The following is a 26,765-nucleotide window of genomic DNA, read 5'->3' as shown; positions in this document are numbered from 1 at the left end:
GCTCCCCGAGCAGGACTCGAACCTGCGACCCAATGATTAACAGTCATTTGCTCTACCAACTGAGCTATCGGGGAACATACGCCTTGCAAGATCTCAGACCAGGGAGGTGGCTCCTCGAGCAGGACTCGAACCTGCGACCCAGTGATTAACAGTCACTTGCTCTACCAACTGAGCTATCGAGGATCGGTCTGAGTGGTGTTCGTCACGCTGCGTTGGCTCCCCGAGCAGGACTCGAACCTGCGACCCAATGATTAACAGTCATTTGCTCTACCAACTGAGCTATCGGGGAACAGCGTCGAACACGGGGCGTAGTATAAGGATTATTGCTTCCGGGTCAAGGGGTAAGCCGGCTTTCGAGGCCAAAAAGCAGACCGCCGCCCGAAGGCGGCGATCCTGTCTGGCGGTGCGGCATCAGGTCATGGCCGGCGCCGCATAGGAGATGGGCGCCCGGGCGCTCTCCTCCTCGAAGGTGACGATCTCGAAGGCCTCGGGGGTCTCCATCAGTACCCGGCACAGCTGGTTGTTGAGGGCATGGCCCGACTTCACGCCGCGGAACTCGCCGATCAGGCTATGGCCCAGCTGGTAGAGGTCACCGATGGCGTCCAGCACCTTGTGCTTGACGAACTCGTCCTCGTAGCGCAGCCCGTCCTCGTTCATGATGCGGTAGTCGTCCACCACGATGGCGTTATCGAGGCTGCCGCCGAGGGCCAGGTTGTGCGACCGCAGGTATTCCAGGTCACGCATAAAGCCGAAGGTCCGCGCTCGGGAGACCTCCTTGACGAAGGAGGTGGTGGAAAAGTCCACCACGGCGCGCTGGTCGCGCAGCTCCATCACCGGGTGATCGAAGTCGATGGAGAAGGCCACCTTGAAGCCGTCGTAGGGCAGGAAAGCGGCCTCCTTGTCGCCCTCGCGCACCACCAGCTCACGCTTGATACGAATGAACTTCTTGGCGGCTTCCTGCTCCTCGATACCGGCGGACTGGATCAGGAAGACGAAGGGACCGGCGCTGCCGTCCATGATCGGCACCTCGGGGGCGCTGACCTCGACGATGGCATTGTCGATGCCCAGGCCAGCGAAGGCCGACATCAGGTGCTCGACGGTGGCCACCTTGACCCCGTCCCGGGACAGGGCGGTGCACAGGGTGGTATCGGTGACATTGGCCGCGCGGGCGGGAATCTCCACCACCGGGTCCAGGTCGGTACGCACGAAGACGATACCGCTGTTGACCGGGGCCGGGCGCAGCGTCAGGTAGACCTTCTCGCCGGAGTGCAGGCCGACGCCGGTGGCGCGAATGGTGTTACTGAGAGTGCGTTGTCGGATCATGGGTAACCGCCAGGCATAGAGCTTGTTATCAAACGGTGTTCACTATAGCAGCGAACACCCGTTTTACCAAAAAAAACTCGCCCGGCCGGCCCTATGCATCCGATAGCTCCCATCAATCGGCCTGACGCCGCAGGAAGGCCGGGATATCCAGGTAATCGTCCAGCTCCTGGGAACGGCGCTTCTCGGCGCGAGCCTTGGCCGAGGCCTCCTGCTCGGCCTTGGCGGCCTGCTGGCGAGCCACGGCGGGCTGCTGCTGCAGCTTGCGATAGTCCGGGGAGGGCTCGGAGCGACTCACCGCGGTGTCGCGGGGAGCGGCCTTCTGGGCGCGACCATCGAGGCCGGCGGCCACCACGGTGACGCGCAACTCGTCGCTCATCTCCATGTCGATGGAGGTGCCCACCACGATGGTGGCATCCTGGGAGGCGAACTCCTGGACGGTGGCCCCCACGTCGTTGAACTCACCGATGGAGAGGTCGGGACCGGCGGTGATATTGACCAGGATGCCGCGGGCACCATGCAGGTCGATATCCTCCAGCAGCGGGCTGCGAATCGCCTTCTCGGCGGCCTCCCGGGCACGGTTCTCGCCGGTGGCGCCGCCGGTACCCATCATCGCCATGCCCATCTCGGACATCACGGTGCGCACGTCGGCGAAGTCGACATTGATGATGCCGGGGCTGGTGATCAGCTCGGCGATGCCCTGTACGGCGCCCAGCAGGACGTCATTGGCGGCACTGAAGGCGGTCAGCAGGCTGGCATTCTTGCCCAGCACCGAGAGCAGCTTCTCGTTGGGGATGGTGATCAGGGAGTCGACATGCTCGGAGAGCTCCTTCATGCCCTCCTCGGCGGCCCGCATGCGCTTGGGGCCCTCGAAGGGGAAGGGGCGGGTCACCACCGCCACGGTGAGGATGCCCAGTTCCTTGGCCACCTGGGCCACCACCGGGGCGCCGCCGGTGCCGGTGCCGCCCCCCATGCCGGCGGTGATGAACACCATGTCGGCACCGCTGAGCAGCTCGGCGATACGTTCGCGATCCTCCATGGCGGCCTGGCGCCCCACCTCCGGGTTGGCACCGGCCCCCAGGCCCTTGGTGATTTCGCCACCCAACTGGAGAACGGTCTTGGCGGCGACCCGCTTCAGAGCCTGGGCATCGGTATTGGCGCAGATGAACTCCACGCCCTCGATGCTGCTCTCCACCATATGGTTGACGGCATTGCCGCCGCCGCCGCCCACGCCGATCACCTTGATGACCGCGCTGCTTGAGGGCGCGTTATCTACCAGCTCGAACATAAGCCCCGTCTCCTGGACCGCTCGCGGCCCTATCAGAAATTTCCTTTAAACCAGCTCTTCAGCTTATTGAATGCCAGCATGCCATCCTTGAGCCCACCACGCGGGGTAGTCTCGCGCCTCGGCTGGGCCGGAACGGTGCGTCCATCCCCCTGACGACCATGCTCCTGTCGGGCTTCACGCATCCCGTAATGTAGCAAACCCACCCCGGTGGAATAAATCGGGTTACGCACCACATCGGCGAGGCCGCGCACCTTCTGCGGGCAGGCGATGCGCACCGGCATATGGAAGATCTCCTCCGCCAGCTCCACCACCCCCTCCATGCGCGAGGTCCCCCCGGTCAACACCACCCCGGCGGCGACCAGGTCCTCGAAGCCACTGCGCCGCAGTTCGTCACGAATCAGGGTGAAGAGCTCCTCGTAGCGCGGCTCCACCACCTCGGCCAGGGCCTGACGGGAGAGATCCCGGGCCGGCCGGTCGCCGACGCTGGGCACCTTGATCATCTCGTCCCCGGAGGCCAGCTGGGTCAAGGCACAGGCATACTTGACCTTGATCTCCTCGGCGTACTGGGTCGGGGTGCGCAGGGCCATGGCGATATCGTTGGTGACCTGATCACCGGCGATGGGAATCACCGCAGTATGGCGAATGGCCCCCTCGGTAAAGACGGCGATATCGGTGGTCCCGCCACCGATATCCACCATGCACACCCCCAGCTCCCGCTCGTCCTCGGTGAGGACCGCCAGGCTGGAGGCGAGCTGTTCGAGGATCACCGCGTCCACCTCGAGGCCGCAACGCCGCACGCACTTCTCGATATTCTGCACCGCATTGAGCGCGGCGGTGACCAGATGGACCCGCGCCTCGAGGCGCACGCCAGACATGCCCAGGGGTTCACGAATCCCCTCCTGGGTATCGATGGCGAACTCCTGAGGCAGGACATGCAGCACCCGCTGCCCTTCGGAAATGGCCCGCGCCCGCGCCGAATCGATGACCCGATCGATATCGGAGAGGGTCACCTCACGATCCTTGATGGCCACCACGCCGTCGGAATTCATGGAGCTGATGTGGCTACCCGCCACGCCCACATAGACCGAGTGGATATCGCAGCCCGCCATCAATTCGGCTTCCTCGACGGCGCGCTGGATCGACTGGACGGTGGATTCGATGTTGATCACCACGCCCTTCTTCATGCCATGGGACGGGTGAGAGCCGATGCCGGCGATTTCGATACCGCCATCATCGGTGGGTTGACCCACGATCGCCACGACCTTGGATGTTCCGATATCCAGCCCGACTACCATATTGGAAGCGTTGGGTTGTCCTGCCATAGGTCGTGATCACTCCTAGATTCTCGCCGTGGCACAGGGTCGTTTAAAACGACAATAAAGACATAGCGCCAATTATAGGAACAAGTGCGCACCCTGCACCAGCCTAACCAGAAAGCACAGGCCAGAATACGGAGAATTATCGTGAAAAGAAACTCCCCTGGCCCGGAAAAAGCCGCCGTTTTATTCAGCCATTGTGGGCCGACTCGAGCGCTTCGCCATCGTTCTCGCCGTGCCAGGCCACGGCGATCCCGTTGGGATAACGCAGATCGATATAACGGATATGCGGCTCCAGTTGGCCCAGCTCGCGCTCCCAGGCGGCGGCGAAGCGCGCCAGCCGCGCCGGGCGGTCGTTGCGCCCCAGCATCACCCAGATACCGTCATCGAGCTGCAACCGCCAGGCCCCCCGGGCCTCGAGACGCAACTGGGTGATCTCCACCCCCAGCCCCTCGAGCCGGGCCTGGAGCTGGTGATAGTAGGCCAGCACTTCGGGGCCACTGCCCGAGGGGCCGGCCAGGTCCGGCAGCCCCGGGGGGAGCCCCTCGCCATCGAAGGCGAAGGGCTCGCCGGCCGCATTGAGCAGGAAATCGTCGTGCCAGCGCGCCACCGGGCGCTGCTCTTCCAGCTCGAAGGCCAGCACATCGGGCCAGCGGCGACTGATTCGCACTTCGGCCAGCCAGCCGATCTCCCGGGCCCGGGTGCGCAGGTCGCCGAGATCCACCGAGAGCCAGGTCTCCCCCACCACCAGGGGCGCCAGCTGGCTGCGCAGATAACCGGGGCTGACATGGCGCACCTGGCCATCGATCACTACCCGCTCGATGGGGCGATCCAGCCATAACCAGAGGGCCCGACCACCGGCCACCAATACCAGCAGTATCAGCACCAGGCCGAACAGGGAGCCTCGCCGCATCTGCATGATCGCCTAGGCCGTCGTGGCGGTCGCGAGGATCGCCAGTACCAGGGCATCAAAGTCGATGCCGGCATGGGCCGCCGCCTGGGGCACCAGGCTGTGATCGGTCATTCCGGGCACCGTATTGACCTCGAGCAGCCAGAAGCGCCCTTGAGCGTCACGCATCACGTCGATGCGTCCCCAGCCGCGACAGCCGATCGCCTCGAAGGCCGCCCGGCACAGCTCGCCGAGCTCGGCCTCCTCGGCCGAGCTCAGCCCGCAGGGCAGGTGGTATAGGGTGTCGTTGGAGACGTACTTGGCCTCGTAATCGTAGAAACCACTGGGCACCTCGACGCGAATCGCCGGCAGCACCCGGCCACCGAGCAGCGACACCGTGTACTCCTCGCCGCGAATGAAGCGCTCGGCCATCACCTGGGCATCGAAGCGGCTCGCCTCCCGATAGGCGGCGGCCAGGGAGGCGGCATCCTCGACGATGGTGATGCCGAGCGTCGAGCCCTCGTGGACCGGCTTGACGATCAGCGGCAGGCCGAGGCGCGAGCAGACCGCCGCCCAGTCCGTGTCGTCATGGAGCAGCTGGCTTTCCGGGGTGGGCAGCCCCAGGGCCTGCCACACCTGCTTGGTACGCTGCTTGTCCATGCCGAGTGCCGAGGCCAGCACGCCGCTGCCGGTGTAGGGAATCTTCAGCAGCTCCAGGGCCCCCTGCAGGGTGCCATCTTCGCCGCCGCGCCCATGCAGGGCGATAAAGACCCGGTCCGGGGCCAGCCGCTCCAGGCCCACCAGGCCGCCCTCGGCGGGATCATAGCCCTGGGCGTCCACGCCGCTGCGGCGCAGGGCGGCGAGGACCGCCTTGCCGCTGACCAGGGAGACCTCCCGCTCGGCGGAGTCACCGCCATAGAGCACCACCACGCGACCCGGGTCGCTCTGCCTCGCCTCGGTCATAGACTCACCTCATCCAGCTGTAGTCGGGCCTCGGCCAGGCGCTGGGCGATGCCGCCCACGTCACCGGCGCCCTGGGTGATAAGAATGTCGCCGGGGCGCAGCACCCGCGCCAGCAGCGCGGGCAGCTCCGCCTTGTCGGCCACGAAGAGGGGATCCACGGCGCCCCGCTGGCGGATCGACCCGGCCAGGGTCTTGCCCTCGGCCCCGGGAATCGGTGCCTCACCGGCACCGTAGACATCCAGCAGCAGCAGGGTATCGACCCCGGAGAGCACCCGCACGAAGTCCTCGTAGAGGTCCCGGGTACGGGTATAGCGATGGGGCTGATAGAGCATCACCAGGCGCCGCTCGGGCCAGCCGGCGCGCACCGCCCGGATCACCATCTCCACCTCCCGGGGGTGGTGGCCGTAGTCGTCCACCAGCATCACCTCGCCCTCCCCCTCGGGGGCGGCGAACTCACCCTGCATCTGGAAGCGCCGCCCGACCCCGGCGAAGCCGGCCAGGCCACGCACGATGGCCTCATCGCTCACGCCGGCGTCGCTGGCCACGGCAATGGCCGCCAGGGCGTTGAGGGCATTGTGCTCGCCGGGCATGGCCAGGCGCACCGCCAGGGGGGCCAGCCCATCGGGACGCAGGGCGGTAAAGCGGATCTCGCCGGCCTCCTGGACGAAATCGACGATGCGGTAATCGGCATCCTCGCTGAAGCCATAGGTCACGAACTGGCGATGCAGGCGCTCGCGCAGCTCGCGCACATGGGTGTCATCGATGCACAGCACCGCCAGCCCATAGAAGGGCAGGTTGTGGAGAAACTCCACGAAGGTGGTCTTGAGACGCTCGAAGTCGCCGCCATAGGTGCTCATATGATCGGCATCGATATTGGTGACGATGGAGACCATGGGCTGCAGGTGCAGGAAGGAGGCATCGGACTCGTCCGCCTCGGCCACCAGGTAGTCGCCCTCCCCCAGCCGCGCATTGGTGCCGGCGCTGGTCAGCTTGCCGCCGATCACGAAGGTGGGGTCGAGCCCCCCCTCCCCGAGCAGGGTGGCGGTGAGGCTGGTGGTGGTGGTCTTGCCATGGGTACCGGCCACGGCGATGCCGTGACGGAAGCGCATCAACTCGGCGAGCATCTCGGCGCGGCGCACCACCGGGACCCGATGGGCCTGGGCCCAGGCGATTTCCGGGTTGCTGGCATCGATGGCGGTGGAGACCACCACCACATCGGCGCCGGCCACATGGGCCTCGGCATGACCGATGGCCACCGGGATGCCGCAGCCGCGCAGGTGACCGACCACGGCGGAGTCGCGAATATCCGAGCCGCTGACCCGGTAACCCTGGTTGGCCAGCACCTCGGCGATACCGCACATGCCGGCGCCGCCGATGCCGACGAAGTGGATGCGCCGGATGCGGCGCATGCCCAGGCCGAGGCCCGGGCGGGGGGTGTCATTGCTCAAAACCTATCTCCATGCAGCCTGCCACCAGGCGATCGACGGCGTCCAGCTGGGCCTGAGCCCGGGCGCGGCTCGCCATGCTGGCAAGGGTAAGGGGATCCAAGAGGGCCGTAAGGCGCTCGGCGAGATGCTCGGCACTCAACTGCGCCTGGGGCACGAGTTCCGCGGCACCGGCCTCGACCAGGGCCCGGGCATTGGCGGTCTGGTGGTCATCCACGGCGTGAGGGAAAGGCACGAAGAGCGCCGGCTTGGCGGCGGCGGCCAGTTCGCTGACGGTCAAGGCGCCGGCCCGGCATACGACCAGGTCGGCCCAGTCGTAGGCCGCGGCCATCGCATCGATAAAGTCACTCACCTCGGCGGCGACACCGGCCGCCGCATAGACGGCCCGAGTGGCGTCCTCCTTGTCGCGGCCGGCCTGGTGGCGCACCTCGGGGCGGCTCGCTTCGGGCAGCCGCGCCAGGGCCGGGGCCAGGGTCTCGTTCAGCGCCTGGGCGCCCAGGGAGCCGCCCACCACCAGCAGCCGCAACCGCCGCCCACTCATCGCCTCGGCCTCCCGGGGGCGCTCGCCCAGGGCGGCGATCTCGCCGCGCACCGGGTTGCCGACCCGCTCGGCGCGCCCCGCCGGGAAGGCCTCGGGGAAGGCCGCGTAGACTCGCCGCGCCAGGCGCGCCAGGGCCTTGTTGGTCAGCCCCGCCACGGCATTCTGCTCGTGGATCACCAGGGGCCGACGCATCAGCCAGGCGGCCAGGCCGCCGGGGCCGCTGGCGAAGCCACCGAGGCCCACCACCAGTTGCGGATCGAACTCGGCGATCAGCCGCCGGGCCTGCCAGACGGCACGCAGCAGCTTGACCGGGGCCAGCAGCCAGCCGGCCAGGCCGTTGCCACGCAGCCCGGCCACCTGGATGCGATGCAGGGGGATCCCGGCCTCGGGGACCAGGCGGTTCTCGATGCCCCGGGGACTGCCCAGCCAGGCCACCTCGACCCCCCGGGCCGCCAGGCCATCGGCCAGGGAGAGGGCGGGGATCACATGGCCGCCGGTGCCACCGGCCATGATCAGCACGCGGCGCTTGCTATCACTCACTACAGACTCCTCGCAGGCTTTTCACTCCCGGCACACCTCGCCGCGTCCCGGGAGCCGGGCCGCGCCGGGCGCAGGCGCCGCTGGAAGCGGCGGGTCTCGATATCGGCCCGCAGCACCAGGGCCACCATGGCGCCACAGACCAGCAGGCTCGAGCCGCCATAGCTGAGCAGCGGCAGGGTCAGCCCCTTGGTGGGCAACATGCCACTGCTGACGGCGATATTGATAAAGGCCTGGGCACCGATCACGAAGGCGATACCGTAACTCAGATAGGCGGCGAAGGGCAGCCGGGCCAACTCCGCCCGGCGCCCGACGATCAGCGCCCGCACCACCAGCAGCAGGAAGAGGCCGATGACCGCCATCGCGCCCACCAGCCCCAGCTCCTCGGCCAGCACAGCGAAGACGAAATCGGTGTGGGCCTCCGGCAGGTAGAAGAGCTTCTGGATGCTGTTGCCCAGCCCGAGACCGAACCACTCGCCCCGCCCGAAGGCGATCAGCGACTGGGTGAGCTGATAACCGCTGGCGAACTGATCCGCCCAGGGGTCGGCGAAGCTGGTCAGGCGCGCCACCCGGTAGGGCTGGGCCACCGCCAGGTAGGCGCCGGCCAGGCCAACACCCACCAGCAACAGGCCGAAGCGCCATAGTGGCGCACCGGCCATCAGCAGCATGCCCATCATGCAGCCGCCGATCACCACCACGGCGCCATAGTCGGGCTCGAGGATCAGCAGAAAGGCCGCCACGATCATGATGATCATCGGCCGCATGAAGGCGCCCCACTCGCGACGCACCTGGGGCAGGAAACGCTCCAGGTAACCCGCCAGGTAGATGATCAGGCAGAGCTTGGCCACTTCCGAGGCCTGCAGGTTGAGGGGAATCCCGGGAATGGCGATCCAGCGCCGGCTGCCATTGACCTCGCGGCCGATGAGCAGCACCAGCACCAGCAGGCCGAGGCCCACCACCAGCAGCAGGGGACCGTTGGCCCGCCACCAGGCCAGGGGCACGCAGGCCACCCCCGCCGCCACCCCCAGGGTCAGCAGCACGAAGGCGCCGTGGCGCAGGCTGAAGTAGTAAGGGTTGCCGGTCAGGCTATAGGCCACCCCGGTGGAGGCGGAGGTGACCATCACCCAGCCGATCAGCAACAGCGCCAGGGCCGCCACCAGCAGCCAGGCGTCGAAGGGCCCCTCTCCCCCCGGGGTCACCGGGGTCTGTCGCCGAGCGCTCATAAGGCCGCCTCCCGGTACGCCAGGACCCAGCGCCGGAAGGCCTCGCCGCGTGCCTGGTAGTCGGCGAACTGATCGAGGCTGGCACAGGCCGGCGACAGCAGCACGCAGTCGCCGGGGGCCGCGATGGCCGCCGCCCGGTCCAGGGCCGCCGCCAGGTCCGTGACCCGGGTCAGCGGCAGCCGTCCGGCAAGCGCCGCCTCGAGGCGCTCGGCATCGGCACCGAAGAGGATCGCCTCCCGCCCGTAACGCGCCAGCGGCATGGCCAGGGGGGTGAAGTCGGCGCCCTTGCCGACGCCCCCGGCCAGCAGGATCAGGCGGCCCTCGAGCGTCGGACCGAGCCCGGCGATGGCGGCCAGCGTGGCCCCCACGTTGGTGCCCTTGGAGTCGTTGATCCAGGCCACCCCGTTCCATTCCGCCACCAGCTCGCCACGGTGAGGCAGGCCCTGGAAGTCGCGCAGGGTGGCCAGCATGGCCCCCATGGGCAGCCCGAGATGCTGCCCCATGGCCAGGGCGGCCAGGGCATTGGCCTGGTTATGGCGGCCGCGCAGCCCCAGGTCGGCACAGGGCAGCAGCGGCTCGGTACCATGCATCAGCCAGTCGCCCGCCTCCCGGCCATCGTCGTGACGGGCGATGCCCCAGTCGTCACCGCCCGGGGCGGCGGTGGTAAAGCGCGACAGGCTCGGCAACGCTGCCTCGGGCCAGGTGGCAGGATCCTCGCCATTGATCACCCCATGGGCGGCGCCGCGGAAGATGCGCTGTTTGGCGGCACGGTAGCCGGCCAGGTCGCCGTGGCGATCCAGGTGATCCTCGCAGAGGTTGAGAAAGGCCGCCGTCGCGGCGCCCAGCCGTGGCGTCGTCTCGAGCTGGAAACTGGAGAGCTCCAGCACGAAGAGCTCGGCATCGGAGCGGTCGTGGAGCAGGTCCAGGGCCGGGGTGCCCAGGTTGCCGCCCACCGCCACCCGCACCCCGGCGGCCCGGGCCATCTCGCCCAGCAGGGTGGTCACCGTGGACTTGGCATTGGAGCCGGTGATGGCGGCGATGGGCGCCCTGGCCTCGCGCACGAACAGCGCGATCTCGCCCACCAGGCGGGGCTCGCCGGTGGCCGGATTGATCGCCTCGGCCAGCCCCTCCAGTCCCGGGGTGGCCGGATCGACGCCGGGGCTCAGTACCACCTCGGCGACCCGGGAGAGGTCGAGGGCGGTGAGTGGCCCACAGTGCACCGCCACCCCGGGGTGGGCGGCGCGGAAAGCGTCCAGCCCCGGCGGCGCCGGGCGGGTATCGGCCACCATGAAGGGCACACCGCGACGACTCAGATGGCGGGCGATGGCGCGGCCGGAGATCCCCAGCCCCACCACCAGCGTGGTTCCCGGCGCCACGTCGATCATGCACTGCTCCTCGGGTTGATGATCACCGGCCTCAACGGATCTTGAGGGTCGCCAGGCCCATCAGCACCAGCACCACGGTAATGATCCAGAAGCGCACGATGACCCGCGGCTCCGGCCACCCCTTGAGCTCGAAGTGGTGGTGCAGGGGCGCCATGCGGAAGATACGTCGCCCGGTGAGCTTGTAGGAGCCCACCTGGAGGATCACCGAGACGGTTTCCATGACGAAGATGCCGCCCATGATGAAGAGCACGATCTCCTGGCGCACGATCACCGCCACCACGCCGAGTGCGGCGCCCAGGGCCAGGGCCCCCACGTCGCCCATGAAGACCTGGGCCGGGTAGGTATTGAACCACAGGAAGCCGAGGCCGGCGCCGGCGATGGTGGCGCAGAACACCGCCAGTTCCCCGGAGCCGGGGATCACCGGGATCTGCAGGTAGTTGGCGAAGACCGCGTTGCCGCTGGCATAGGCGAAGACCGCCAGGCCCATGGCCACCATCACGGTGGGCATGATCGCCAGGCCATCGAGGCCATCGGTGAGGTTGACCGCGTTGGAGCTGCCGACGATCACCAGGTAGGTCAGCACGATGTAGAAGAGCCCCAGGGGCAGCACCACGTCCTTGAACAGCGGCACGATCAGGCTGGTCTCCACGGGACTGGTGGCGGTGGCATAGAGCACGATGGCGGCGGCCAGGCCGATCACCGACTGCCAGAAATACTTCCAGCGTGCCGGCAGGCCGCGGGGGTTCTTCTCCACCACCTTGCGGTAGTCATCGACCCAGCCGATGGCACCGAAGCCCAGGGTCACCACCAGCACGATCCACACATAGCGATTGCCGAGGTCGGCCCACAGCAGGGTGCTGACGGCGATGGCCATCAGGATCATGGCGCCGCCCATGGTAGGCGTGCCGGCCTTGGAGAGGTGCGACTGGGGGCCGTCGTCGCGCACCGCCTGACCGATCTGGCGCTCCACCAGGCGGCGGATCATCCAGGGCCCCAGCCACAGGCACAGCAGCAGGGCCGTCAGGGTCCCCAGGATCATGCGCAGGGTCAGATAGTTGAAGACATTGAAGGCGCTGAACAGCGGCGCCAGAAGATTAGCCAGATATAGCAGCATGTGTCCTATTCACCTTGATGCCTTGCCGTGAGCGCACTCACCAATCGCTCCATGCCGGCACTGCGCGACCCCTTCACCAGCACGCTGGCTCCCGGCGGCAGATGGGTTTGGGCATAGCGCGCCAGCGCCTGCCAGTCGTCGAAATGCTCGCCCCCGGGGCCGAAGGCCTCCGCCGCCGGGCGGGCCCCCTCGCCCAGGGTCAACAGGCGCTGGATGCCCAGGGCCCGGGCATGGCGCCCGACCCGGGCATGCAGCGCCTGCGATGCCTCGCCCAGCTCGCCCATGGCACCCAGCAGGCACCAGTGGGGACCGGGCAGGTCGGCCAAGAGCCCCAGGGCAGCCTCCACCGCCCCGGGATTGGCATTGTAGCTGTCGTCCAGAACCCGGCTGCCGCGGATCCCCGCCAGGGGCGTCAGGCGCCCGGCCAGGGGCTGGGCCGCCGCCAGGCGTTCGAGCAGGGTCGCTTCGTCGAGCCCCAGGGCCAGGGCCGCCGCCGCCGCGGCCAGGGCGTTGGCCACGTTATGGCGCCCCAGCAGGGCCAGTTGAACCCGGCCCAACTCACGGCCGTCGCCAACCAGCGTGAAAGCATAGCGCCCGAGGGCATCGCAGACCAGCGCCCGGGCCTGCAGGCGGGCCGGTGACTCCCCCTCCCCCACCACGGCGAAGTCGAGGACCTCCCGGGGCTGGGCCAGGGCCCGCCACACCGGGAAGAAACGGTCGTCGCGGTTGAGTACCGCCACCCCGTCGGCGGGCAGGGCGGCGAGGATCTCCCCCTTGGCCTGGGCGATCTGGCCCAGGCCGCCGAACTCGCCCACATGGGCGCCGGTGACATTGGTGATCACCGCCACCCGGGGCGCGGCCAGGGCCGCGGTCCAGGCGATCTCGCCGAGATGATTGGCGCCCAGCTCGACCACCGCCCGGCGGTGGGCCGGGGTGAGCTCGAGCAGGGTCAGGGGGGCGCCGAAGTCGTTGTTGAGGTTACCCCGGGTGGCCAGGGTATCCGGGCCGAGCAGGGTCGCCAGCAGCTCCTTGACGGTGGTCTTGCCGCTGTTACCGGTCACCGCCACCAGGGGCCCACCCCAGGCCCGGCGCCGCGCCTGGCCGAGCAGCCCCAGGGCCAGGCGGGTATCGGCCACCGCCAGCTGGGGCAGCGGATCGTCCACGGTCCGCGAGACCAGGGCCGCCACGGCACCGGCCGCCCGGGCCTGGGCCAGGAAGTCATGGGCATCGAAGCGCTCGCCCACCAGGGCCACGAAGAGATCCCCCGGCGTCAGGCGGCGACTATCGGTGACGATTCGCCCGATCGGCGTGTCGGGGGCCGCCGGGGCCTCGATGCCCAGCGCCGCGGCCACCTCGCCCAGGGTCGCCAGGCCGCAGCTCGGGAGCGCCTCGCTCATGGGCGCGCCTCCAGGGCCGCCTCGGCGACCTCCCGATCACAGAAAGGGTGCTTGATGCCGGCGATCTCCTGATAGGTCTCGTGACCCTTGCCGGCCAGCAGCACCACGTCCCCGGGGGCGGCCTGGGCAATCACCCAGGCGATGGCCGCGCCGCGCCCGGCCAGCTCGTGGAGGCGTTCGACGGGGAACTCGCCGAGCCCCTCGCGGATGGCGGCACGGATCGCCGCCGGCGCCTCGCCGCGGGGATTGTCGTCGGTAATCACCAGGTGGTCGGCCCGGGCCGCCGCCGCGGCCCCCATCAGGGGGCGCTTGCCCGGATCCCGGTCACCGCCACAGCCGAACAGGCACCACAGTCGCCCTGCGCTGCCGAGGTGGTCGCGCAGGGCCCCCAGGGCGTTGTCCAGGGCATCCGGGGTATGGGCATAGTCCACCACCACCCCGGGGCATCCCGGGCGGCTCAACAGCTGCATGCGCCCGGGCACCGGCGTCAGGCGCCCGGCCGCCTCGACCAGGGCCGACAGCGATTCGCCCAGGCCATGGAGTAGCGCCATGGCCAGCAGCACGTTATCGAGATTGAAGCGTCCCATCAGCGGCAGCTCGAGGGCGAACTCCCCCTCGGGCCCCGCCACCAGGGCGCGCTGCCCCCGGGCATGGGGCCACCAGTCGAGCACCCGCAGGGTGGTCGCCTCGTCACGCCCGGTGGCCAGTACCCGCACCGCGCCCTGCTTGGGCACGCCGGCCAGCATCAGCCGCGCCAAGGGGTCGTCGCCATTGACCACCACCAGCTCGAGCTCCGGGCGCCGGAACAGCCGCGCCTTGGCGGCGGCATAGGCGGCCATGCTGCCGTGGTAGTCGAGATGATCGCGGCTCAGGTTGGTAAAGCCCGCGGCCGTCACCCGGGTATCCTGGAGGCGATCCTGCTCCAGGGCATGGGAGGAGACCTCCATGACCACCCGCCGGGCCCCCTGGGCCACCAGCTCGCCCAACTGGGCCTGCAGGGCCAGGGGACCAGGGGTGGTCTGCTCCCCCTCGGCGAGCCGGCCGGGGCGCCCATGGCCCAGGGTGCCGATCATCCCGCAGGGGGTGCCCAGGGCCTCGCTGAGCAGGGCCACGTAGTGGGTCACCGAGCTCTTGCCGTTGGTACCGGTGACACCGATCAGCGGCAGCTCGACGGGCACCCGGAAAAGGGCTCGTCCCAGCTCGCCCTGACGTTCCTTGAGGCCCGGCAGGCACCACACCCGGGCGTCCTCGGGGGGCGTCATGTCGGCCCCCGACTCGGGCTGATGGCAGAGTACCAGGGCGGCACCGGCGGCCAGGGCCGCGGCGATATGCTCGCGGCCGTCCTGCTGTACCCCGGGCAGGGCCAGGAAGACATCCCCCTCGCTCAGGGTGCGGCTGTCCAGCACCAGGCGCCGGGGCCCCGCGGGCAGGGTCGGATGGCAATCGGGCCAGAGGCGCGCCAGGCACGCCCCCAGGTGTTGGCTCTCCACCTGCATAGTCTCTCCTCGTCCTGGCGCGGGGGTCACCGGTCGGCATCCGGGGGCACGTCCAGCAACCGCAGGGCGTTGCCGGTGACCCGGGAGAAGACCGGCGCGGCCACCGCGCCTCCATAGAATTGTCCGGCGCGGGGGTGATCGATCATCACCACGGTGACGATGCGCGGATCGGAGATGGGGGCGATACCGGCGAAGACGCTGCGGTAGGCGTTCTCCTGATAGCCACCGGCCCCGGTCTTGCGCACCGTGCCGGTCTTGCCGCCGACCCGATAGCCCTCCACCTGGGCGCGACGCCCGCCGGAATAGGACCCCACCGAGGCCTCCAGCAGCTCCAGCAGGGTGCGCGCCACGTCGGGATCGATGGCCGGCTCCCCCCGGGGTGGCTCATCCAGGCGCAGCAGCGAAGGCGGCAGGCGCACCCCATCGTTGGCGATGGCGGTGTAGGCACTGGCCAGCTGCAGGGCGGAGGTCGAGAGGCCGTAGCCATAGGCCAGCGCCGCCCGTTCGCTACGCGACCAGCGCACCGGCGCCGGCAGGCTACCGGTGGCCTCGCCGGGGAAGCCGGTCTCGGTGCTCTGCCCCAGCCCCAGGCGACGATACTGGTCGGCGATGGCGGTGGGCTCGAGCTCGAGGGCCAGCCGCGACATGCCGATATTGGAGGACTTCTCGAGGATACCGGTGAGGTCCAGCTCGCCATAATTGCGAATATCGCGGATGGTGAAGCGGTCGATGCGCATCCAGCCCGGCGAGGTATCCACCACCGTGTCCCGGGTCACCTCGCCGCTGGAGAGCATGGCGGCCATGGCCAGGGGCTTCATCACCGAGCCCGGCTCGAAGACATCGACGATGGCCTGGTTGCGCAGCCCGCGGGGATCGAGGCCGGCGCGATTGTTGGGGTTATAGGAGGGCTGGTTGGCCATGGCCAGTACCTCGCCGGTCCGCGCATCGAGCATCACCAGCACGCCGCCATCCGCCTCATGCTCGACCACCGCGGCCTTGAGCTCCCGGTAGGCCATGTACTGCAGGCGCTGATCGATGGACAGGGTCAGGGTGCCGCCGGGGCGCGACTCGCGCAGCAGGGCCAGGTCCCGCACCAGACGCCCGCGACGGTCCTTGAGCACCCGCCGCTGCCCCGGGGTGCCGGCCAGGTAGGGCTGGAAGGCCAGCTCCAGCCCCTCCTGCCCCTGATCATCCACGTTGGTGACCCCCACCAACTGGGCAGTGACCTCGCCGGCGGGGTAGTAGCGCTTGTATTCATCCTGGCCATAGACCCCGGGCACTCTCAGGTCGAGGATTCGCTGGGCCTCGGCGGGGGTCACCTGGCGCCGCAGGTACATGAACTCGCGGCTGGCGAAGCGCTCGATGCGGGCATTGAGGGCATCGAGCTCCAGGCCAAGGGCCCGGGCCAGCATCAGCCGCTGGATATGGTCGTCGGGCACTTCCTGGGGATTGGCCCAGAGGCTCACCACCGGGGTGGAGATGGCCAGGGGCTCGCCGTGGCGATCGGTGATCATGCCGCGGTGGGCGGGAATCGGGTCGACCCGCAGGGTGCGGGCATCGCCCTGCCCCTGGAGGAAGGGACGCTCGATCACCTGGAGGTAGACGATGCGCCCGGCGAGCAGCCCCATGGCCAGCAGCACCAGGCCCAGGACCAGCAGGAAGCGTCCCCCGGCCAGGGGCTCGGACTGGGCGCGACGGCGCCGGCTGGCGGCATCCTGGGCGGCACCGCTCATGGCCGAATCACCTCCGCTTCATGAACGTCCGGCAGGCGCATCTCCAGGCGTTCCACCGCCAGGCGCTCGATACGCGCCGGCGACGACCAGGCGCTCTCCTCGAGCAACAGCTGGCCCCATTCGGTCTGCAACTGGTTCTGTTCCCGTTCCAGGCGCTGCAGGCGGGCGTACTGCTCGCGGGTCTGATGACTGGAGGCCACGACCGCCACCGCGCTGACCAGGGTCACGACCACCAGGGCCGCCACCAGCAGCAGGCCGGTGCCGATCCGCAGGCGCCTGAGCGAGGCGAGGTCGATTCGTCCCTGAAGCATGCGCCTTTACCTCAGCTTGCGCGCCACCCGCATCACCGCACTGCGGGCTCGGGGGTTCTCGGCCACCTCCTCGTCTCCCGGGCGGCGTGCCTTGCCCAGCGATTCCAGGCGCCGATTGAGCTGGTCTTCACGCAGGGGCACCCCGCGCGGCAGGTGGGTATCGCCCCGGGCCTGGTCGCGAATAAAGCGCTTGACCCGGCGATCCTCCAGGGAGTGAAAGCTGATCACCACCAGGTGACCGCCCGGGGCCAGGGCCTCCAGGGCCGCCTGAAGGGCCGCATCGAGCTGCTCCAGCTCGCCATTGACCTGGATGCGCAGGGCCTGGAAGGCCCGAGTCGCGGGGTGCTTGCCCTTCTCCCAGGCCGGGTGAGCGACCTTGATCACCTCGGCCAGGTCCTGGGTACGGGTAAAGGGGCGCTCGGCGCGGCGCGCGACGATGGCCCGGGCCAGGCGACGGGCGTAACGCTCCTCGCCATAGCTCTTGAAGACCCGGGCGATCTCGTCCTCCTTGACCCGCGCCAGCCAGGCCGCGGCACTCTCGCCCTGGGTCGGGTCCATGCGCATGTCCAGGGGACCGTCGCGCAGGAAGCTGAAGCCCCGCTCAGGATCATCCAGCTGCGGCGAGGAGACGCCGATATCGAGCAGGATGCCGGAGAGACGGCCGTGCAGCTCATGAGCCCTGGCGATCTCGTCCAGACGGGCGAACTCGCCCCGCTCGATGGTAAAGCGGGGATCCTCGATGCGCCCGGCCTCGGCGATCGCCTGGGGGTCGCGATCCACCGCCAGCAGCCGGCCCGCCGGGGCCAGGCGCGCGAGAATGGCTCGCGAGTGCCCCCCGCGGCCGAAGGTTCCATCCAGATAGGCCCCGTCGGGGTCATGTACCAGGGCCTCGACGGCGCCGTCGAGCAGGACGCTGGCGTGCTGGAAGGAGGGCGCGAGGGTCTCGGATGAGGACATGGGATTCCGCTAAGGTGCCTGGCAAAGCCACGGCATGCCGTGGCGAGAGAATATGGAGGGAGTCGGCCATTAAGCCGGGTTCTGTCGTGGACAGCCATTCATCTAGGAGACGCGTCGCCGCGCCCCTCAAGCAACCTACCCGAACCCAACGCGGGCCACGCCAACGGGTTCCTATTTGGTCTTGCTCCGGGTGGGGTTTACCGTGCCACGCACTGTTACCAGGCGCGCGGTGCGCTCTTACCGCACCCTTTCACCCTTACCGGCTTCCCGAAGGAAGCTTAGGCGGTCTACTCTCTGCTGCACTAGCCGTCGGCTCGCGCCGCCCAGGCGTTACCTGGCACCCTGCCCTATGGAGCCCGGACTTTCCTCCCCCGGCCAAAGGCCGGCGGCGACTGTCTCGGCCGACTCCCAAGCGGGCAAGGATACCAGCGTGCCGTCGCCCCCACAACCGGCCCCGCGCCGACGGGGGCGGCGCGCCAGTGAGCCATCACTTCGCCACCCGATGCCGGCTACGGCCGGGCGTCCTTGAGCGCCTGGGCCTGGGCATACCACGACTTCTTGCCCCCCCCCAGCACCCGGGCGGCCACCGCCGCCGCCTGCTTGACGCCCACTCCCTCGGACAGCAACGCCGCCAGCAACGCCCCCCCCTCCAGGGTCACGGCATCGACCTCCCGGGGCGGGGCGCCTGCCACCATCACCACGAACTCCCCCCGGGCCTGATCCGGGTCCGCCGCCAGGACCTCGAGCAGCGCCTTGGCCGAGCCCTCCAGAAAGGTCTCGAAGGTCTTGGTCAGCTCCCGGGCCAGCACCAGGTGACGCTCGCCATAACAGGCCGCGAGATCCGCCAGGGTGTCGCGGATGCGATGGGGCGACTCGTAGAAGACCAGGGTCTCATCGCGGTCCGCCAGGGCCTCGAGCCGCGCCCGGCGAGCGCCCCCCTTGGCGGGCAGGAAGCCGCGAAACAGGAAACGGTCGGTGGGCAGCCCCGCCGCCGACAGGGCCGTCACCAGGGCACAGGGCCCCGGCACCGGCACGACCCGGTGGCCACGGCGGCGCAACTCGCGCACCAGCACGAAGCCCGGATCGCAGATCAGGGGCGTGCCGGCATCGCTGACCAGGGCCACGTCCTCGCCGGCGGCCAGGTGGGCGGCGATCCGCTCGACGCGGCTCGCTTCGTTATGCTCGTGCAGCGACAGCAGTGGCCGCTCGATCCCCAGGTGGCGCAGCAGGCGCCCGCTGTGGCGGGTATCCTCGGCGGCCACCAGGGCCGCCTCGGCGAGCACCCGGGCGGCCCGGGGGGAGAGATCCTCGAGGTTACCAATCGGCGTGGCGACCACGTACAATGCGCCGTAAGCTGAATCCATGGTTCGGCTTCCAAAAGTTCTGTGATCGGACAAGGAATAGGGTTCTATGCACACGTCGCGACGCGGCTGGCTGTTCGCCGCCCTTCTCGCCCTCTTGATGGCCGGCTGCGCGGCACCGCCGGCCATAATGGAGCGCCTCACCGAGCGCGAGCCCGGCGAGCTGCTCGCCCGGGCCGAGCAGCAGGCCCCCGGTGAGGCGGCCCGCTCGCGCCTCGAAGCGGCCGACATCCTAGCACGCCGCGGCGACGCGACCCAGGCGCTCGACGTGGCCTCGCGGCTCGATGACCGCCAGCTCGACGGGGAATCGCGCGTGCGCTGGGCGATGCTGCTCGCCGCCCTCGGCATCCAGCTGGATGACGCCAACAGCGTACTGCAGGCCGCCCAGACCCTGGACGAGGACCTGCCGTTCACTGCCGACCAGCGCCTCACCCTGCGCCGCCACCAGGGCCAGGCCCTGGCCGAGCTCGGTGAACGCGCCGCCGCCGCCGAGGCACTGCTGGCGGTCCAGGCCGAGACCGGCGACGAGGGCCTCAATGACACCCTCTGGTCGCTGCTGAGCCGCCTCGACGAGGGCACCCTGGCGGGCCTCGGCGAGGATCGCCTGACCCAGGGCTGGCGGGAGCTGGTGGCGGTGCAGCGCGGCAGCGGCGGTGACGTGGAGCGCCTCTTCGAACGCCTCGAGGCCTGGCGCGGCCGCCATGGTGGCCACCCGGCGGCCCGCAGCCTGCCCAGCGACCTCCTCGCCCTGCGCGACCTGCGCGGCCAGGAGGTACGCCATATCGCCGTACTGCTGCCGGAGTCCGGCCCCCTGGCCAACCTCGCCCGGGAGATCCGCCGCGGCCTGGAAGCGCGCCAGCGGGAAGCCGAGCAGGAAGGCATTCGCGTCCCCCGCCTGAGCTTTATCGATGCCAGCCACGGCGACCTGGATGCCCTCTACGCCGCCGCCACCATGGCCGGCGCCCAAGCGGTGATCGGCCCCCTGGACAAGGATCAGGTGACCCGCCTGGAGGGCCGCGACAGCGTGCCGCTACCGACCCTGGCCCTGAACTACGGCAACAACGCCGAGAACCGTGCCGCCAACCTCTTCCAGTACGGCCTCTCCGCCGAGGACGAGGCCCGCCAGGTGGCCCGCCGCGCCTTCGCCGACGGCCATCGCCGCGCCGCCATGCTGATCCCCGGCAACGAATGGGGCAATCGGGTCGGCCGCGCCTTCGAACGCGAATGGCAGGCCCAGGGCGGCGAGGTGACCCAGGTGGTCAATTACAACCCCAACGGCTCGGCCACCGACGGGGCTCGCCGTGCCGCCGCCGGCCGCCCGGACATGCTGTTCCTGCTGGCCATTCCCAGCTATGCCCGCCAGGTCCCGCCCAACCTGGAGTTCATCGGTGTCACGCGCCTGCCCATCTACGGCACCTCCCAGCTCTACGAGGGGCGCCCCCAACCCCGGGTCGACCACGACCTCAACGGCGTGATGTTCGTGGAGATCCCCTGGCTGATCCCCGATGCCGCCGTGGGCGGCGAAGAGGTGCTGCCCTTCCTCGACAGCTACCACCGGCTGCGCGAGAGCGAGGATCCGGGCCTGCTGAAGCTGGGCGCCATGGGCGTGGACGCCTTCGAGCTGGGACGCCGCCTGCTGCAACTGCAGGCCCTCGGCGGCAGCGAGATTCAGGGCGCCACCGGCAGCCTGAGACCTGCCGCCGATGGCCGCATCCAGCGCGAGCTGCCCTGGGCACGCTTCGAAGGCGGCGTGCCACAGCTGCCCCTGCTCAACCTCTTCGACGATGGCCGGGCCCGCTGACGCCCGCGCCAGAGGCGCCGCCGTCGAGGCCGCCGCCGAGGCCTGGCTGGCCCAGCGCGGCCTGCGCCCGGTGGCGCGCAACCAACACGCCAAGGGCGGCGAACTGGACCTGGTGATGCACGACGGCGAGACCCTGGTATTCGTCGAGGTCAAGCATCGCGCCGACTGCCGCCACGGCCACCCCCTTGAGAGCGTCACCCCCACCAAGCAGCGCCGCCTGATCCGGGCGGCGCATTTTTATCTCCAACGCAACCGGCTATCATGTCCCTGCCGCTTCGATGTGGTGGCCGTGATCGGCCAGCCACCGCACCTGGAGTTTCACTGGGTGCGCGCCGCCTTCGAAGCGTTCTGACCGCCAAAGGACCCGGAAGATGGATTTGCAGACTCGCATTCTCGGCCACTTCAATGCCAGCATCGACACCAAGACCTACGCCAGCGAGGTGCTGCCGCCCTTTATCGAGGTGGCCAGCCAGATGATGGTGCAGTGCCTGGTCAACGAAGGGAAGATCCTGGCCTGCGGCAATGGCGGCAGCGCCGGCGACAGCCAGCACTTCTCCTCGGAGCTGCTCAACCGCTTCGAGCGCGAGCGCCCCAGCCTGCCCGCTCTGGCCCTGACCACCGACACCTCGACCCTGACCTCCATCGCCAACGACTACAGCTACAACGAGGTCTTCTCCAAGCAGGTACGCGCCCTGGGCCAGCCCGGCGACATCCTGCTGGCGATCTCCACCAGCGGCAATTCCGCCAATGTGATCCAGGCGATCCAGGCCGCCCACGACCGGGACATGACGGTGGTGGCCCTGACCGGCCGCGACGGTGGCGACATGGCCTCCCTGCTCGGTCAGGACGATTGCGAGATTCGCGTCCCCGCCACCTCCACCGCACGCATCCAGGAGGTACACCTGTTGGTCATCCACTGCCTGTGCGACCTGATCGACGAACAACTCTTCGGCAGCAGCGAGGCCTGAGATGAAGAACCCCCTACTGACATCCCTGCTGATCGTCGCCGCCCTCGGCCTCTCCGGCTGCGCCCTCAACTCCGGCGGCGAGAACTACGGCCAGCGCACCCTGGGCTCCCAGGTAGAGGACCAGAGCATCGAGCTCAAGGTGAAGGGCGACCTGGAACGGGCCGACGCCCGCTTCCGCGACGCCCGGGTCAAGGTGGACAGCTACAACGGCATCGTGCTGCTGACCGGCCAGGTGCCCAGTCAGGAGCTCAAGGAACGGGCCACCGCCATCGCCCGCGAGGTACGCCACGTGCGCCAGGTGCATAACGAACTGGCGGTGGCCGCCAATGTGCCCCTGACCCAGCGCACCAGCGATACCTGGCTGACCACCCGCATCCGCGCCCAACTGGTGGCCGACGAGTCCATCGATGGCGGTCGGATTCGCGTGGTCACCGAGAACGCCAGCGTCTACCTGATGGGCATGGTGACCCGCGCCGAGGCGGACCGGATCGTGGCCGTGGCCTCCGGGGTCAATGGCGTGCAGCGCATCGTCAAGGCCTTCGAGTACCTGGACTGACCGGGCTCGGCACCAACAGAAACGGCGGCCTCCAGGCCGCCGTTTCTGTTTGACGCTTCGCTCTCAGCAGACGATCACTTGACGACGCGCAGGCTCGGCCGCCCCTTCCTGGGGACCGGACGCTCGCCCGCCTCTTCGTCCGCGCCCGCGGGCGCCTCGGTATCGGCATCCACGCCGCTCAACCCCGGGCCTTCGTCGACCGCCTCAGGCTCCTCCGCCTCCATGGCATCATCGTAACCCGGCATCACCGGCTCATGGCCGAAGACCATGCCCACGCCATTCTCGCGGGCATAGAGGGCCACCAGCGCCTCGCTGGGCACCACCACCTGCATCGGCTGGCCACCGAAGCGAGCACCGAAGGTGATGGCCTCGTTGTCCATCGACAGGTCTCGCACCGCCGTGGGCGCAATGTTCAGCACGATCTGACCGTTCTGCACGAACTGGGTGGGCACCACCACGCCGGGACGCTCGGCATCCACCACGATATAGGGGGTCTGATCATTGTCCAGCAGCCACTCGTAGAGGGCCCTGGCCAGATAGGGACGGCTCGACAGCATCTCTGCCCTCCTCGTCGTCTCGATCGGGTCGGCGGGGTCACCACCAGAGGATCGCCCCCGACCCGGAGAAAGTTTCGGCCTGGCGACGAGTCCGGCGCCGCTGGCGCCGAGCCTCATCGGTGCGCCATCAGGGGCGCATTTCCTTCTCGGCCTCGCTCAGGGAGTCCTTGAAGGCGTCACGCTCGAAGACCCGCTGCATGTAACCCAGCAGCGGCTTGACCTGCTTCTCCGGCAGCTCGATCCCGAGTGCCGGCAGGCGCCACAGGATCGGGGCCAGGCAGCAATCCACCAGCGAGAACTCCTCGCTCATGAAATAGGGCATGTCCTCGAAGATCGGCGAGATACCCACCAGGCTCTCGCGCAGCTCCTTGCGCGCCTTCTCGGCATCCTTCTTGGCACCGCCGAGGATCTGCTCCACCAACGGGCACCACTCCCGCTCGATACGATGCATCCACAGGCGACTCTGGGCCCGCGCCACCGGATAGACCGGCAGCAGCGGCGGATGCGGAAAGCGCTCGTCCAGGTACTCCATCATCACCTTGGATTCGTAGAGCACCAGCTCGCGATCCAGCAGGGTAGGCACGCTGTTGTAGGGGTTGAGATCCGCCAGTTCCTCGGGATGATTCTCCTCGGAGACCTCCAGGATATCGACGGCCACCCCCTTCTCCGCCAGGACGATACGAACCCGATGACTGAAGTGATCATCGCTACCGGAATAGAAGGTCATCGACGACCGCTTGGCCACTACACCCATGAAACAATCCTCGCATCAGTTCGAGCCAAGATGATAACACGCCCACCCGGGCGTGAGACGCACTCTCGTGCTTTCGATATTGCAAGCCACATGCCTTGGGACACGACACGCCGGGAGCGCAGGCGCTAGCCCCCTATCGACGCCCATCAAGCCAGATGCCTTCGACAACAAAGGGGCGCATGACCCGGTCATGCGCCCCCGCACCGAACGACAAATCGATCAGTGAATGTCGCGCCAGTACTCGCGCTTGAGCAGGTAAGCCAGCACACCGAAGATGAAGATAAAGAACAGCACCTTCGGAGCCAGGGTCTGGGCCTGGAGCTTGGAGGGCTCACCCACATAGGTCAGGAAGTTGGTCAGGTCGTAGACCGCTTCCTCGAACTCGTCGGGCTCCATGGCCCCGGGGCGAGTCACCTGCAGCACCTCGCAGGACTGGTACTTGCCGGTCAGCGGATCGAGCTCGGCATCGCCGATGGGACGATCGCTCTCGGCGCAGACCATCTCCTGCACGCCCTGCAGCGGCTCCAGCACATTGGGCATGGCCACCATCTCGAAGACCGCGTTGTTCACCCCGGTGGGGCGACTCGGGTCCTTGTAGAAGCTGAGCAGGTAGGAGTAGATCCAATCCGGCCCGCGCAGGCGGCTGTGCAGGGTCAGATCCGGCGCCGCGGCACCGAACCAGTTCTCCGCATCCCCCGCTTCCATGGCGTTGTGCATCTGGTCGTTGAAGGCCAGATCGGAGGAGAAGATCAGGTTCTCCTCCACCAGGTCCTGGGGCATGCCCAGGTCCTCGGCGGCACGAGCGAAGCGCTGGTGCTCCAGGGTATGGCAGCCCAGGCAGTAGTTAGTGTACAGCTGCATGCCCCGCTGCAACGACTCCTGGTCGCGAATATCCGGGGTCATGGAGTAGGGCGCGTCCGGCGCCGGCGCGGCCATGGCCGCCAGGGGCACCAGCGCGAAGAGCAGTGCGAACAGTTGCTTTTTCATTAGCCAGTCACCCTCTCCGGAACGGGTTTGGTCTTCTCCAGCTTGGTGTAGAGCGGCATCAGCAGGAAGAAGGCGAAGTAGATCAGGGTGGCGATCTGTGCAACCACGGTCCGGATCGGCGTGGCCGGCAGCGCGCCCAGCACACCGAGGATCACGAAGCTGATCGCGAACAGGGTCAGCATCACCTTGGACATCCAGCCCTTGTAGCGCATGGAGCGCACCGGACTACGATCGAGCCAGGGCAGCACGAACAGCAGCGCAATGGCGCCCCCCATGAAGACCACGCCGAGGAACTTGGCGTCGAGGCCGAAGAGATCGAAGGTAATGGCCCGCAGGATCGCGTAGAAGGGCGTGAAGTACCACACCGGAGCGATATGCTCGGGCGTCACCATCGGGTTGGCGGGCTCGAAATTGGGCCGCTCGATAAAGTGACCGCCACCTTCCGGGAAGTAGAAGAGCACCACACAGAAGACGAACAGGAAGACCGCCACACCCACCAGATCCTTGACGGTGTAGTAGGGATGGAACGGAATGCCGTCCAGCGGCTTGCCAGTCTCGTCCTTCTTGTCCTTGATCTCGATGCCATCCGGGTTGTTGGAACCCACTTCGTGCAGGGCGATCAGGTGCAGCACCACCAGCGCCAGGATCACGATGGGCAGGGCCACCACATGCAGGGCGAAGAAGCGGTTCAGGGTGATGCCGGAGATCAGGAAGTCGCCGCGAATCCACTGGGCCAGGTCGGGCCCTACCACCGGCACGGCAGAGAACAGCGAGATGATCACCTGGGCGCCCCAGTAGGACATCTGCCCCCAGGGCAGCAGGTAACCCATGAAGGCCTCGGCCATCAGCATCAGGTAAAGGGCCATGCCGAAGATCCACACCAGCTCGCGGGGCGCCTTGTAGGAGCCGTAGAGCAGGCCGCGGAACATATGCAGGTAGATCACGATAAAGAACGCCGATGCACCGGTGGTGTGCATGTAGCGAATCAGCCAGCCGTACTCCACATCACGCATGATGTACTCGACGGAGGCGAAGGCCCCCTCCCCGGTGGGATTGAAGCTCATGGTCAGCCAGACCCCGGTGAGGATCTGGTTGACCAGCACCAGCAGGGCCAGGGAGCCAAAGAAGTACCAGAAGTTGAAGTTCTTGGGCGCGTAATACTTGGTCAGATGATCCTGCATCATCTGGGTGGCCGGGAAGCGATCGTCCACCCAGCGCATGATGCCGCTCTCTGCCTTGGCGCGATTCGGGTTACCCATCAGGCGGCCTCCTCGTCTTCACCGACAACGATGATCTCATCGCTGTCGAAGCGGTAGGGGGGCACCTCCAGGTTGGTGGGTGCCGGCACATTGGCGAACACCCGGCCCGCCAGATCGAAGCGTGAGCCGTGGCAAGGGCAGAAGTAGCCGCCCGGCCAGTTGTCGCCCCCCAGGTCGGCGGCCCCCGGCTCGGGCCGGTAGAGGGGCGAGCAGCCCAGGTGGGTACAGATGCCGATCAACACGCCAATCTCGGGGCGCAGCGAACGCAGCGGTCCGGTCACATAGGCCGGCTGCTGTGGCACGCTGGAGTCGGGGTCGGCCAGACGCGAGGGCTCGATGCTCTCGGTCCGTTCGATCATCTCTGCGGTGCGATTGACGATCCACACCGGACGCCCCCGCCATTCGACGGTCATCTGCTGGCCGGGTTCGAGCTTCGAGATGTCCGCACTCACCGGAGCACCCGCCGCCCTTGCCCTGGCACTGGGCTGCCAGGAAGCCACAAAGGGGACCGCAACCCCGACGGCACCCACCGCACCCACTACGGTGGTGGCACCAACGAGGAAACGGCGCCGCCCTTTGTTTACGCCGTTATCTGCCATCTTCAGGT

At 68.4% G+C, this 26,765-nt stretch carries 25 protein-coding genes, 3 tRNA genes and 1 other RNA gene; 4 read left to right on the top strand and 25 right to left on the bottom strand.

What is annotated here, in order from left to right; genetic code table 11:
- Window position 1 precedes the first annotated feature (1 nt).
- From IHD13_RS10515 to rsmI, 20 genes are all read right to left on the bottom strand, one after another.
- Window positions 2-74: transfer RNA gene (locus IHD13_RS10515), tRNA-Asn, on the bottom strand.
- A 33-nt stretch (window positions 75-107) separates the two neighbouring features.
- A tRNA-Asn gene (locus IHD13_RS10510) sits at window positions 108-183 on the bottom strand.
- A gap of 30 nt (window positions 184-213) precedes the next feature.
- Window positions 214-289: transfer RNA gene (locus IHD13_RS10505), tRNA-Asn, on the bottom strand.
- Between the two features lie 122 nt (window positions 290-411).
- Window positions 412-1,323: a UDP-3-O-acyl-N-acetylglucosamine deacetylase gene (gene lpxC / locus IHD13_RS10500; RefSeq protein WP_195860995.1), complete on the bottom strand. Its 912-nt coding sequence runs from the start codon at window positions 1,321-1,323 to the stop codon at window positions 412-414.
- 112 nt (window positions 1,324-1,435) lie between these two features.
- Complete coding sequence (gene ftsZ / locus IHD13_RS10495; RefSeq protein ID WP_195860994.1) at window positions 1,436-2,608, bottom strand: cell division protein FtsZ; 1,173 nt, start codon at window positions 2,606-2,608, stop codon at window positions 1,436-1,438.
- Between the two features lie 32 nt (window positions 2,609-2,640).
- Window positions 2,641-3,930, bottom strand: coding sequence for a cell division protein FtsA (gene ftsA / locus IHD13_RS10490; RefSeq protein ID WP_195860993.1), 1,290 nt, complete (start codon window positions 3,928-3,930; stop codon window positions 2,641-2,643).
- 184 nt (window positions 3,931-4,114) lie between these two features.
- On the bottom strand, window positions 4,115-4,837 hold the full coding sequence (locus tag IHD13_RS10485) for a cell division protein FtsQ/DivIB (RefSeq protein WP_195860992.1): 723 nt from the start codon (window positions 4,835-4,837) through the stop codon (window positions 4,115-4,117).
- 12 nt (window positions 4,838-4,849) lie between these two features.
- Window positions 4,850-5,776 carry a D-alanine--D-alanine ligase gene (locus IHD13_RS10480; RefSeq protein ID WP_195860991.1) on the bottom strand — a complete coding sequence of 309 codons (927 nt, stop codon included), beginning with the start codon at window positions 5,774-5,776 and terminating at the stop codon, window positions 4,850-4,852.
- Complete coding sequence (gene murC, locus IHD13_RS10475; RefSeq protein WP_195860998.1) at window positions 5,773-7,185, bottom strand: UDP-N-acetylmuramate--L-alanine ligase; 1,413 nt, start codon at window positions 7,183-7,185, stop codon at window positions 5,773-5,775. The genes IHD13_RS10480 and murC overlap by 4 nt, the downstream gene beginning before the upstream one ends.
- A gap of 28 nt (window positions 7,186-7,213) precedes the next feature.
- Window positions 7,214-8,272 carry an undecaprenyldiphospho-muramoylpentapeptide beta-N-acetylglucosaminyltransferase gene (gene murG, locus IHD13_RS10470; protein WP_195860999.1) on the bottom strand — a complete coding sequence of 353 codons (1,059 nt, stop codon included), beginning with the start codon at window positions 8,270-8,272 and terminating at the stop codon, window positions 7,214-7,216.
- A 29-nt stretch (window positions 8,273-8,301) separates the two neighbouring features.
- Window positions 8,302-9,522, bottom strand: a complete 1,221-nt coding sequence (gene ftsW, locus IHD13_RS10465) for a putative lipid II flippase FtsW (RefSeq protein ID WP_195860990.1) — start codon at window positions 9,520-9,522, stop codon at window positions 8,302-8,304.
- The gene (murD, locus tag IHD13_RS10460) at window positions 9,519-10,907 is read right to left on the bottom strand and encodes a UDP-N-acetylmuramoyl-L-alanine--D-glutamate ligase (RefSeq protein ID WP_195860989.1); all 1,389 of its coding nucleotides are present in this window, start codon (window positions 10,905-10,907) and stop codon (window positions 9,519-9,521) included. The genes ftsW and murD overlap by 4 nt, the downstream gene beginning before the upstream one ends.
- Before the next feature lie 31 nt (window positions 10,908-10,938).
- The gene (mraY, locus tag IHD13_RS10455) at window positions 10,939-12,021 is read right to left on the bottom strand and encodes a phospho-N-acetylmuramoyl-pentapeptide-transferase (RefSeq protein ID WP_195860988.1); all 1,083 of its coding nucleotides are present in this window, start codon (window positions 12,019-12,021) and stop codon (window positions 10,939-10,941) included.
- A 5-nt stretch (window positions 12,022-12,026) separates the two neighbouring features.
- Complete coding sequence (locus IHD13_RS10450; RefSeq protein ID WP_195860987.1) at window positions 12,027-13,418, bottom strand: UDP-N-acetylmuramoyl-tripeptide--D-alanyl-D-alanine ligase; 1,392 nt, start codon at window positions 13,416-13,418, stop codon at window positions 12,027-12,029.
- Window positions 13,415-14,914 carry a UDP-N-acetylmuramoyl-L-alanyl-D-glutamate--2,6-diaminopimelate ligase gene (locus IHD13_RS10445; RefSeq protein ID WP_195860986.1) on the bottom strand — a complete coding sequence of 500 codons (1,500 nt, stop codon included), beginning with the start codon at window positions 14,912-14,914 and terminating at the stop codon, window positions 13,415-13,417. The genes IHD13_RS10450 and IHD13_RS10445 overlap by 4 nt, the downstream gene beginning before the upstream one ends.
- A 26-nt stretch (window positions 14,915-14,940) precedes the next feature.
- Window positions 14,941-16,647, bottom strand: coding sequence for a peptidoglycan D,D-transpeptidase FtsI family protein (locus IHD13_RS10440; protein WP_195860985.1), 1,707 nt, complete (start codon window positions 16,645-16,647; stop codon window positions 14,941-14,943).
- The gene (gene ftsL / locus IHD13_RS10435; RefSeq protein ID WP_195860984.1) at window positions 16,644-16,958 is read right to left on the bottom strand and encodes a cell division protein FtsL; all 315 of its coding nucleotides are present in this window, start codon (window positions 16,956-16,958) and stop codon (window positions 16,644-16,646) included. The genes IHD13_RS10440 and ftsL overlap by 4 nt, the downstream gene beginning before the upstream one ends.
- A gap of 6 nt (window positions 16,959-16,964) precedes the next feature.
- Window positions 16,965-17,915, bottom strand: a complete 951-nt coding sequence (rsmH, locus tag IHD13_RS10430; protein ID WP_195860983.1) for a 16S rRNA (cytosine(1402)-N(4))-methyltransferase RsmH — start codon at window positions 17,913-17,915, stop codon at window positions 16,965-16,967.
- A 54-nt stretch (window positions 17,916-17,969) separates the two neighbouring features.
- Window positions 17,970-18,324, bottom strand: an RNA gene (gene rnpB / locus IHD13_RS10425) — RNase P RNA component class A.
- Window positions 18,325-18,424: 100 nt separating this feature from the next.
- Complete coding sequence (gene rsmI, locus IHD13_RS10420) at window positions 18,425-19,279, bottom strand: 16S rRNA (cytidine(1402)-2'-O)-methyltransferase (RefSeq protein WP_195860982.1); 855 nt, start codon at window positions 19,277-19,279, stop codon at window positions 18,425-18,427.
- A gap of 46 nt (window positions 19,280-19,325) precedes the next feature.
- On the opposite strand from rsmI, the gene IHD13_RS10415 reads away from it, so the two are divergent.
- The 4 genes from IHD13_RS10415 to IHD13_RS10400 are packed head-to-tail and all read left to right on the top strand — an operon-like array spanning window position 19,326 to window position 22,601.
- Entirely contained in the window at window positions 19,326-21,077 is a 1,752-nt protein-coding gene (locus tag IHD13_RS10415; protein ID WP_195860981.1) for a penicillin-binding protein activator, read from the top strand.
- A complete protein-coding gene (locus IHD13_RS10410) occupies window positions 21,061-21,429 on the top strand; it encodes a YraN family protein (RefSeq protein WP_195860980.1) in 369 nt (122 codons plus the stop codon). Before IHD13_RS10415 ends, IHD13_RS10410 begins: the two co-directional genes overlap by 17 nt.
- A 19-nt stretch (window positions 21,430-21,448) precedes the next feature.
- Window positions 21,449-22,045, top strand: coding sequence for a phosphoheptose isomerase (locus IHD13_RS10405; protein WP_146802301.1), 597 nt, complete (start codon window positions 21,449-21,451; stop codon window positions 22,043-22,045).
- Window position 22,046: 1 nt separating this feature from the next.
- Complete coding sequence (locus IHD13_RS10400) at window positions 22,047-22,601, top strand: BON domain-containing protein (RefSeq protein WP_195860979.1); 555 nt, start codon at window positions 22,047-22,049, stop codon at window positions 22,599-22,601.
- 74 nt (window positions 22,602-22,675) lie between these two features.
- Here IHD13_RS10400 and IHD13_RS10395 read toward each other — a convergent pair whose 3' ends face one another.
- The 5 genes from IHD13_RS10395 to petA form a co-directional block, all read right to left on the bottom strand.
- Window positions 22,676-23,158, bottom strand: a complete 483-nt coding sequence (locus IHD13_RS10395; RefSeq protein ID WP_195860978.1) for a ClpXP protease specificity-enhancing factor — start codon at window positions 23,156-23,158, stop codon at window positions 22,676-22,678.
- A 127-nt stretch (window positions 23,159-23,285) separates the two neighbouring features.
- Window positions 23,286-23,912: a stringent starvation protein SspA gene (gene sspA / locus IHD13_RS10390; RefSeq protein WP_195860977.1), complete on the bottom strand. Its 627-nt coding sequence runs from the start codon at window positions 23,910-23,912 to the stop codon at window positions 23,286-23,288.
- A gap of 219 nt (window positions 23,913-24,131) precedes the next feature.
- Window positions 24,132-24,899 (bottom strand): cytochrome c1, encoded by a 768-nt coding sequence (locus IHD13_RS10385; RefSeq protein WP_195860976.1) that lies wholly within the window; start codon window positions 24,897-24,899, stop codon window positions 24,132-24,134.
- Window positions 24,899-26,158: a cytochrome b gene (locus tag IHD13_RS10380; protein ID WP_195860975.1), complete on the bottom strand. Its 1,260-nt coding sequence runs from the start codon at window positions 26,156-26,158 to the stop codon at window positions 24,899-24,901. Before IHD13_RS10380 ends, IHD13_RS10385 begins: the two co-directional genes overlap by 1 nt.
- Entirely contained in the window at window positions 26,158-26,757 is a 600-nt protein-coding gene (petA, locus tag IHD13_RS10375) for a ubiquinol-cytochrome c reductase iron-sulfur subunit (RefSeq protein ID WP_195860974.1), read from the bottom strand. The genes IHD13_RS10380 and petA overlap by 1 nt, the downstream gene beginning before the upstream one ends.
- Window positions 26,758-26,765: the final 8 nt, after the last annotated feature.

Source organism: Halomonas sp. 328 (assembly GCF_015645095.1).
Lineage (GTDB): Bacteria > Pseudomonadota > Gammaproteobacteria > Pseudomonadales > Halomonadaceae > Bisbaumannia.
Note: the sequence above shows the minus strand (reverse complement) of the source record. Positions and strands in the feature narration are given on the sequence as shown.